At 70.3% G+C, this 6,191-nt stretch carries 7 protein-coding genes; 3 read left to right on the top strand and 4 right to left on the bottom strand.

Annotated elements, in window-relative coordinates; genetic code table 11:
• Positions 1-42: 42 nt before the first annotated feature.
• The 4 genes from VR44_RS34295 to VR44_RS34280 form a co-directional block, all read right to left on the bottom strand.
• A complete protein-coding gene (locus tag VR44_RS34295; protein ID WP_045951551.1) occupies positions 43-480 on the bottom strand; it encodes a DUF6114 domain-containing protein in 438 nt (145 codons plus the stop codon).
• Positions 471-1,028: a DUF6230 family protein gene (locus tag VR44_RS34290; RefSeq protein ID WP_245692743.1), complete on the bottom strand. Its 558-nt coding sequence runs from the start codon at positions 1,026-1,028 to the stop codon at positions 471-473. Before VR44_RS34290 ends, VR44_RS34295 begins: the two co-directional genes overlap by 10 nt.
• A gap of 212 nt (positions 1,029-1,240) precedes the next feature.
• Entirely contained in the window at positions 1,241-1,999 is a 759-nt protein-coding gene (locus VR44_RS34285; protein ID WP_045951549.1) for a MerR family transcriptional regulator, read from the bottom strand.
• Positions 2,000-2,074: 75 nt separating this feature from the next.
• Entirely contained in the window at positions 2,075-3,268 is a 1,194-nt protein-coding gene (locus tag VR44_RS34280) for a methyltransferase (protein WP_045951552.1), read from the bottom strand.
• 111 nt (positions 3,269-3,379) lie between these two features.
• Between VR44_RS34280 and VR44_RS34275 the strand changes: the two genes are divergently transcribed.
• From VR44_RS34275 to VR44_RS34265, 3 genes are all read left to right on the top strand, one after another.
• Positions 3,380-4,345 (top strand): pirin family protein, encoded by a 966-nt coding sequence (locus VR44_RS34275; protein ID WP_045951548.1) that lies wholly within the window; start codon positions 3,380-3,382, stop codon positions 4,343-4,345.
• Positions 4,346-5,235: 890 nt separating this feature from the next.
• Positions 5,236-5,643 carry an SseB family protein gene (locus VR44_RS34270; RefSeq protein ID WP_045951547.1) on the top strand — a complete coding sequence of 136 codons (408 nt, stop codon included), beginning with the start codon at positions 5,236-5,238 and terminating at the stop codon, positions 5,641-5,643.
• On the top strand, positions 5,643-6,191 hold a 549-nt coding region (locus VR44_RS34265), incomplete at its 3' end, for a hypothetical protein (protein WP_045951546.1). The genes VR44_RS34270 and VR44_RS34265, both read left to right, overlap by 1 nt.

The raw sequence follows: 6,191 nt of genomic DNA, 5'->3' as shown, positions 1-6,191 counted from the left end.
CGGCCGCCGCCATGCCGAGGGCGAGCGCGGTGCGCGTACGGCTCATGGCTGAGCTCCTTGGGGATCGGGGTGCGGAGCGGGGGAGGTCCCGGCGGGGGAGGGCCGGGCGGGGGCGGCGGAGCCCCCGGCGCGCGGGGCGGCGTACGGCTGCCAGGCGAACATCAGCCCGCCGCCGAGGATGCCGAGCAGGGTGCCGATCAGGAAGCCGCCGAGATTCGACAGGACCAGTGCGGCGGTGGCGATCAGGGTGGTGAGCACCCCGGCGAGGGCGCGCTGGCGGGGTGAGAGCCAGGCGGTGAGACCGAGGACGATCATGATGATGCCCATCAGGACGGACGGGATCCCGGCGATGCCCTGCTGGAGCATGATCTTCAGTGGTGCCAGCGGAAGTACGCAGATCCACGCCCCGGCCAGGACGGCGAAGAGCCCGCCCCAGAAGGGCCTGCCGCGCCGCCACCGCCGCCAGCGGCTCAGAAGCATTCCTTCTTGCCCTTGCTGATGTCCATGCTCAGCCCGGAGAGCTTGAAGGTGCCGGCGTTGGTCGCCCACGCCGTCTGCCGGAGGCTGCTGATGGTGACCTTGTCGGCCTGCTGGGCGAAGAGGTCCTGCATGCCCTGGGCCTCGGCCGGGCCCTTGTCCAGGGTGGAGGCGTCGCGCCCGATCTCGATGTTCGTGAACTCGGCGTCGCCGGCGAGCTGCGTGGCGTCCACGAACAGGTTGGAGGCCTCCACGGGGGCCTTCTTGCCGGCGGTCAGATTGAGGGAGATGTCCCCGATGACCGGGAGGGAGGTGACCACCGACTGGCAGAGGCTGTGGAGCTTGGCCTCCTTGATGGCGGTGACGGCCACCGGGATCAGTTCCTGGCGGGCGTTGACGTCGACGCTGCCGTACTGGGCGAAGCCCTCGCCCTCCAGGCTCTGCGCCGACACCTTGAACTGCTGGCCCGACACCGCGAAGGAGGCGGCGAGCGCGCCCTGCGCCAGGGCGATCCCCAGTCCGGCGGTCACCGCCACGGCGGGCACGGTCAGCAGCGCGAACCTGCGCCAGCGGACCCGGCCCTCCACTCTGCTCGCGGACTCGTCGCCGACTCCGCCCTCGGAATCGAATTCGGGTAAGTGCGGTGAATCTGCCATGAGATCGTCCCTTATCTCGGCTGTGCACCTTTGTTACCGACGAGTTGAATGTAAGAGTGCCAATGGTGGTTGGCAAGGTTGTGCGAGCGCACCCTTTAGGCCGACTCCTACTGCTCCGTACGCAGCAGTTCGGCCACCTCCGCCTCCACCCGCCGCCCCATCGCCCGGGCGAACTCCGAGGCCATCACCTCACCCGCCACGGGCCGCAGCGCGGCCGCGGCCTCACGGACGTGATCCAGCTGGGTGGCCGAAAGCGACCCCAGCCCGTCGGCGCCGATCACATGCCTCCGGAACAGTCCGACGAACCGGTCCGCCAGCGCGTCCGCCTGCTCCTGCACGAACTCCCCGGCGTCCAGGATCTCCCCGAGCGGCATTCCCTGCCGCACCAGCGCCACCGTCGCCTCCAGCAGCCGCCGGCTCGGATACGTGACCCGGTCCCCGTCGACCCGTACGTAACCCAGCTCGGCCGCCCGCCGGGTGTGCTCGGCCGTCGCCCCCGGCCCGAACAGCTCGCGCAGCTCGGCCCGGGTCATCGTCACCGGTTCCTCGCGCACCCAGTCCCGGGTCATCTCCCGTTCCAGCCCGAGGAGTTGGGAGATCCCGCCGCCCTGCTCCCAGGCGGCCAGCAGCTCGCCGATGCCGTTGACCGTGTAGCCGCGCCCCAGCAGGTCGCTGATCAGCCGCAGCCGGGTCAGGTGGTCCTCGGAGTACCAGGCGATCCGGCCCTCCCGGCGCGGCGGGGGCAGCAGCCCGCGCTCCTGGTAGTAGCGCAGGTTGCGCACCTTGACCCCGGCCTCCCGGGCCACCTCCTCGCGGCGCCAGCGCCGCCGCCCGTCCCCGCCGTCCGTCCCCGCCCCAGTGCTCACGCGGCCGAGTGTAGGACCTACCGGCGGGTGTACCGGCAGGTCACCTCGTGTGGCGCGGGACGGGGCGCCGGTACGTCACCTGCCGTGCTGCCGCGCCTCGCGCTTGACGGCCCGCAGCACCACGAACCGCGGTTCGCTCGCCGTGACTTCGCAGTTGCCGAAGAGCCGGCGCAGATGGGTGTGGTAGCCCATGTGGCGGTTGGCCACCACCCACAGCTCCCCGCCCGGGCGCAGCACCTTGCGGGACTGCGCGAACATGCGCAGCGCCGTCGCGTCCGTGGTCGCCTGGTGCGAGTGGAAGGGCGGATTGTTGAGGATCAGGTCCACCGAGGACGGCGGCAGCATCGCCACGCCGTCGCCGACGAGGAACTCCGCCGTCCGCCGGCCCGGGCGGACGTTGGCCTCGTAGGTGGCCCGCGCCGAGGCGACGGCCTGGTACGACTCGTCCGTGAACACCACCTCGGCGTCCGGGTCGGCGACCTGCACCGCCGTGCCCACGACCCCGTTGCCGCAGCCCAGGTCCACGACCCGGGCCCCGTTGGTGTTGGTGGGGATGGACTGGAGGAAGAAGCGCGTGCCGACGTCCAGCCGGTCGGCGCAGAAGATCCCGGCGTGGTTGACCACGGTCAGCCCGGCGCCCGAGCCCCCGTCCTGGTCCACCGTGTACGTCAGCGGCCACGGCGAGGTGCCGGCGGCGGACAGCAGCGCCGGGTCCGGCGTGCAGAAGATCAGCCGGGCCTTCTTCTCCGCGAGGGAGGTCCGCGTCGGCCCGATGATCTTCTCGAAGAGCTCCAGCGTGGAGGTGTGGATCTCCTTGACCATGCCGGTGCCGACGACGACCGTGCCCTCGTGCAGGTGCGGGGCCAGCCGCAGGAGCTGGTCCTCCAGCAGCGCCAGGCTCTTGGGCACCCGGACGAGCAGCACGTCGATCCGCGCGGGCGGCGCGTCCCGCGTGGTCAGCAGGGTCACCGTGGACTTGGCGGTGCCGATGCCGGCCCGGTCCAGGTTCGCCTCGGTGGCCGCCCGGGCCAGCGCGGAGTCGGTGATCTGGGCCGGGTGGTACGCGGCCAGGGCCGTGGTCAGCGCACCCCATCGGTCGCCGACGACCGTGATCTGCCCGGCGCCGGCCAGGTCCACCGGGCCGCGCTCGCCGGTACCGGCGTCGAGGTGGCGCAGCAGGTACTCGTCGGCGGCGTCCCAGGCGCGGAGCCGGTCGCGCGGGTCGGCGGGGAAGCGGGTGAGTTCGTAGGAGCCGAAAGGCGTGGTCAGGCGGTTCATATCGGACCCAGGCTAGCCGAGGCGGCCGCCGGGCCCCGCACGCCGCGTCATTCCACGGAAAGGAAAGGAGCAACGGGACCCCGCGGAGCTACCTTGTCCCGTATGAGCAATCTCGATCGCCAGCCCGCTCTCTCCTCCTGCGGCGGCCGCGGCTTCGTCGTGGCCGAGCCGGTACGGGAGCTCCTCAGCCCGCGCACGGTCAGGCTCGGGGAGTCCACCGAGGTCCGCCGCCTCCTGCCGAACCTGGGCCGCCGCATGGTGGGCGCCTGGTGCTTCGTCGACCACTACGGCCCCGACGACATCGCCGACGAGCCCGGCATGCAGGTCGCCCCCCACCCGCACGCAGGCCTGCAGACGGTGAGCTGGCTGCACGAGGGCGAGGTCCTGCACCGCGACAGCGTCGGCAGCCTCGCCACGATCCGCCCGCGCGAGCTGGGCCTGATGACCTCCGGCCGGGGCATCAGCCACTCCGAGGAGAGCCCGCGCCCCCACGCCCGCTTCCTGCACGGCGCCCAGCTGTGGGTGGCCCTCCCGGACGCCCACCGCGACGTCGCCCCGCACTTCCAGCACCACGCGGACCTCCCGCGCGTCACGGCCCCCGGCCTCGACGCCACGGTCATCCTGGGCACCCTGGACACCGCGACCTCCCCGGGCGCCGCGTACACCCCCATCGTCGGCGCGGACCTGGCCCTCGCCGCCGGAACCGAAACCCGCCTCCCCCTCGACCCGGACTTCGAGTACGCGGTCCTCTCCATGTCCGGCGAGGCCCACGTCGACGGCGTGCCCCTCCTCCCGGGCTCGATGCTCTACCTGGGCTGCGGCCGCACCGAACTCCCGCTGCGCGCGGCCTCGGACGCGGGCCTGATGCTGCTGGGCGGGGAGCCGTTCGAGGAGGAGATCGTCATGTTCTGGAACTGGATCGGCCGCTCCCACGAGGAGATCGTCCAGGCCCGTGAGGACTGGGCGAACGGCTCGCGCTTCGGCGAGGTCAAGGGCTACGACGGCCCTCCGATCCCGGCCCCCGAAATTCCCCCAACTCACCTGAAACCGCGGGGCCGTGTGCGATGACCACCTGAGAGCTGGGATCGAAGTCCGGGCCTTCCCGAGGAGAGGTCCGGTTTCCCTGCATCGTCTCGACCAGTACGAAGGCATTGCAGAGTGGGTCAGTGTTGTCTTGGGGATTATTCTCTTGTGTGGTGCCAGGACCAATGCTGACCCTGGATAACTCGATCGTGAAGGGAGTAGGCCTGGCTCAGTCGCTTCTCAAAGCCCTGGGTAAATCCACTTCCGGTCGGTGCCGTCGGCGATCACGCCGAGCTGGTCAATCCGGGGATTCCGGTCCGCGAATGGATCGTTGGCTATCTTCGAACGAGTTGTAGGAGTTCGACAACAGCGCGGCGATCTGTTGGCTTCGACGGGTCAGTGGATTGGAACGGTTCATTTGGGCCGGCCGGAGGAGGCCATGTACGGGCCGGGCTCCCATAGTCGGGACCGTCAGCTGTGATGACGCCCCGTTCTGGCGCGGACCCGGGGCCGAGAGGCGGTGCACGGTGCTTGCGGCGATCGGGGAGCGCCGGGCTTCCCGTCCCACCCGTCCCGCGGGCCCTGTCAGGAGCACTTCGTCGCGATGCGATGGTCTGGGGCAGAGAGACGTCGAACCTGCCTGTCGAGCTCCAGGGCGGGGAGGCGGGTGCGGGCGATCTACTCGATCATTGCCTGGGCCGCGATCAGGGAGGTGATGGCCAGTTACTGGCGCCATTAGCGGACCGCAGGCACGGAAGAGCTCCCTTCCGCCTTCAGCCGTGCCACCGAAGAACCGTGCCCGGTTCCGGCGCCGGGCATCTGGGGATCTCGCCGCGTCGATTCGGCCTGGGGTGGCACGATCCTGGCTCAACCCAATCTGCGATCAAGGTACTGTCCTTGGTTCGGGTGAACATCGCCTGATTGGGGGACAGAGCATGGAACTGACGGCAGAGATTGCCGCGTATCGGGTGGGCGACGGGGATCCGGGGCGTCTGGTGGGTGAGTTTCGGCGGGCGGTGCTTCTTGTCCCGCTCGCCGACGAGGCCGCAGGCGGAGTGATGTCGGCTGTCGCAGGCGGGATCCGTTGGCTGTACGCGTTCACGGACGAGGAGTCATTTGCCCGGTTCGCCCGAGCCCGTGGGGAGGCCGCGCGGGAGTGGCCGTACCTTTCGATCCTCGGTGCGCGGCTCGTGGATGCGGTGGTGCCCGAGGTCGACGGCCCGGCTGGGATCGCGGTGAACGTGGCTGATGAGGACGGTTCGATGCTGTTCCCGCCCGTGGCCGGGATCGTGCCCGACTGCTGTGCCGTGGACGTCAACAACGGTGATCAGGGGGAGGTCTGATGGCGGACGACGGTGATCTGGAGGTGTCACCGGCCGCGGTGGCGGCGATCCAGAAGGGGCTGCGGGCCGCCGTCTCCGAGCTGCGTGAGGTCGGGGACGCGGCCGGCGCGTCGCAAGGGGCGGGGTTCCACGACCTGTCGATGACGGCGATGGAGGCTGGGCACGGTGGTCTGGCGAAGGACTTCGAGGACTTCTGTGAGCTCTGGGAGTGGGGCGTCCGCTCGCTGATCCAGGACGCATCCGCCCTGGCCGGGAACCTCGGCATCGCCGCGGGGACGGTCTGGGAGGAGGACCACTACATCGAGGGCGGCTTCAAGGTGGCCGCGAACGCCTTCTACGGCAACCCGCACGCCAGTGAGGACGAGATCGAGAAGAAGTCCTGGGGTGAAATCTTCAGCGCTGATGTCTATCAGCCGGACTACAGCGTGCAGTCCTACGAGAAGGCTGCCAAGGACATCGGCCAGACCTGGTCCGAGACCAAGGACACGGTGACGTCGACGGGGAAGATCGGCTCGATGAAGGACCTGCTGGAGCAGGCGGAGCGCGCC

Source organism: Streptomyces katrae (genome assembly GCF_000966975.1).
Taxonomy (GTDB): Bacteria; Actinomycetota; Actinomycetes; order Streptomycetales; family Streptomycetaceae; genus Streptomyces; species Streptomyces katrae.
This window is presented reverse-complemented; position numbering and strand designations above follow the sequence as displayed.